Genomic DNA, 2,369 nt, shown 5'->3' with positions numbered 1-2,369 from the left:
GAGCAGGACGGCGGCCGCAGCGGCCCAGGCCTTGCGGCCCGACGGCTCGCCTGCGTGCACCACCGTCACCCCGGCCGCCGCGGCGACGCGGTCGACGTCGTCGCGCAGTGACGGGTCGCTCAGCAGCGCAAGTACCCCGGTGGTCGTCGTCACGGTTCCCAGCATCGGGCGCGTGCCGACGGCGCCGCCATTGCTGTCGCACCGAATGTGGATGAACTGGCAACTGTGGACAACGCCGGGCACCTGTCACGGCACGGCGCGGATATTTACGCGCGGTACGCCGCGGGGCGAAAGTGGAGTTGTCCTGAATGCGAAAGGACCGGAAAAAGGGACGACCCCCGCCAGGGGGGGAGGAGGCGGAGGTCGTCGTGTATCAGCCCCGGGGGGTCGGGCTGATACACACCCGACATAAGCCGGGTAATGCTCACTATACACACGCGTCTGCCGAGGATGGCAAGTCTTGTTGCCGGGTTAAACAACCAGTTAGGAGGAAAATTTGCAGTCACAGTCAGCTGTCTTGAACTGCCAATTCACATACTCATCCGAATAGTGACGCAGTCGGGCCTTTATGCTGACGACGTGACCGCATCCGAGCGGTCCGCAGCGCCGGCGACGGCAGCGCGGGCCGAGCCCGAAGGCGACCGTCCGGTGCGCACCGCAGCCTTCTTCGATCTGGACAAGACCGTGATCGCGAAGTCCTCGACGCTCGCGTTCAGCAAACCTTTCTTCGATCAGGGTCTGATCAACCGGCGCGCCGCCCTCAAGTCCACCTACGCCCAGTTCCTGTTCATGATGTCCGGTGCGGACCACGAGCAGATGGACCGGATGCGCTCGTTCCTCACCACCATGTGCGCCGGCTGGGATGTCGAGCAGATCAAGTCGATCGTCGGCGAGACGCTGCACGACATCGTCGACCCACTGGTCTTCGCCGAGGCCGCCGACCTCATCGCCGACCACAAACTGTGTGGCCGCGACGTGGTGGTGGTGTCCGCGTCCGGGGAGGAGATCGTCGCGCCCATCGCGCGGGCGCTCGGGGCGACCCACGCGATGGCCACCCGGATGGTGGTCGAAGACGGCCGCTACACCGGCGAAATCGCCTTCTACTGCTACGGCGAGGGCAAGGTCGAGGCGATCAAGGCGCTCGCCGCCCGCGAGGGTTACGCGCTCGAGCACTGCTATGCCTACTCCGACTCGGCGACCGACGTGCCGATGCTGGAGGCCGTCGGCCACCCCGCCGTGGTCAACCCCGACCGTGCGCTGCGCCGGGAGGCCGCCGGCCGCGGCTGGCCGGTGCTGACGTTCACCCGGCCGGTGTCCCTGCGCGACCGGCTGCCCGCGCCGTCGGGCGCCGCGGTCGCCACCACCGCCGTGGTCGGGATGAGCGCGCTGGCCGCAGGCGCACTGACCTACTCGCTGCTGCGCCGCTTCGCACTCTGAGCACGCACCGCAAATTCTGAGCGTGGAAGCTACGCGGTGTAGTAGCTGGTCGGCGCCCGTAACGATCGGGAATCGCCGGGATTCAGCCCTTGATGTGACGCCGGTCACGGAGTACAAAGGAAAGCACGGAAGCCCGGTGAGGCCAAGACCCAGTCGGAAGAGAAGGCTGGATCTCCCGAACCAGGCTACCCAGCACGGATCCCGGCACCCACGCGGAGCACATGCCGCGAAATAGGCAAAAGTGTTGCGGGCCTGCGTAATAGCGAAGAGCGGACGACCACGACGACCCCTTGGGTGGGGTTGCAGGCGAAGCGCATCGCCAGGACGCCGAGGCCAACCCACGCAGCCATACCGAGCACGCTTGGTAACCGGTCTCCGTGCTAGCGGGCGGCGAGCCGAACTCAGTTCGGAGCGTCGCCCGCTTCATTTTGCTGGCAGCCCTCAGCGCCCGCCGCTAACCCGACGCCCCGGCGGCGATCTGCAGGGCTTCCCGGGCGCCCGCGTGCAATCCTGTGCAGTGCAACACGAGCCACGCCGCCAGACCGTCGGGCGTGCCCGAGGCGAAACCGCGCGCGGCCGCCCGGTAGTCGCCGGACCGGCGCATCCAGTACACCTCGGGGACGCCGAGACCGTGCGGGTCGAGGCCGGTGGCGATGGTGACCAATCGCGCCACCCCCCGCGCAACCACCCCGTCGGCCGAGCCGAACGGCGCCAGGGTGAGCAACTCGCCGTGCGCGACGGCGGCGAGCACCGGCGCGGGCACCCTGGAGCCACCGGTGAGCAGGCCGGCCAGCAATTCCAGCCGGAGGCCGACGTCCGGGTCCGCCCGTGGACGGCCGAGGTGCTCGTCGTCGGTGAGGTCCGCCGCGGCCAGCGAATGCAACCGCGCCAGCGCCTGCAGCGGCGCGCGCTGCCAGACGCCGACCAGCGTG

At 68.7% G+C, this 2,369-nt stretch carries 1 protein-coding gene and 2 pseudogenes; 1 reads left to right on the top strand and 2 read right to left on the bottom strand.

Going from position 1 to position 2,369, the window contains the following annotated elements; translation table 11 throughout:
* A pseudogene (locus Q2100_RS30955) lies at positions 1-165 on the bottom strand (septum site-determining protein Ssd); the annotation flags it as partial.
* 414 nt (positions 166-579) lie between these two features.
* Between Q2100_RS30955 and Q2100_RS30950 the strand changes: the two are divergent.
* Positions 580-1,437, top strand: a complete 858-nt coding sequence (locus Q2100_RS30950; RefSeq protein WP_264014170.1) for an HAD-IB family hydrolase — start codon at positions 580-582, stop codon at positions 1,435-1,437.
* A 454-nt stretch (positions 1,438-1,891) separates the two neighbouring features.
* On the opposite strand, the pseudogene Q2100_RS30945 reads toward Q2100_RS30950, so the two are convergent.
* A pseudogene (locus tag Q2100_RS30945) lies at positions 1,892-2,369 on the bottom strand (oxidoreductase); the annotation flags it as partial.

Origin of the sequence: Mycolicibacterium arseniciresistens (assembly GCF_030519285.1) — a bacterium.
Classification (GTDB): domain Bacteria; phylum Actinomycetota; class Actinomycetes; order Mycobacteriales; family Mycobacteriaceae; genus Mycobacterium; species Mycobacterium arseniciresistens.
The sequence above is the reverse complement of the archived record's forward strand: the minus strand, read 5'-3'. Positions and strand labels throughout refer to the sequence as shown.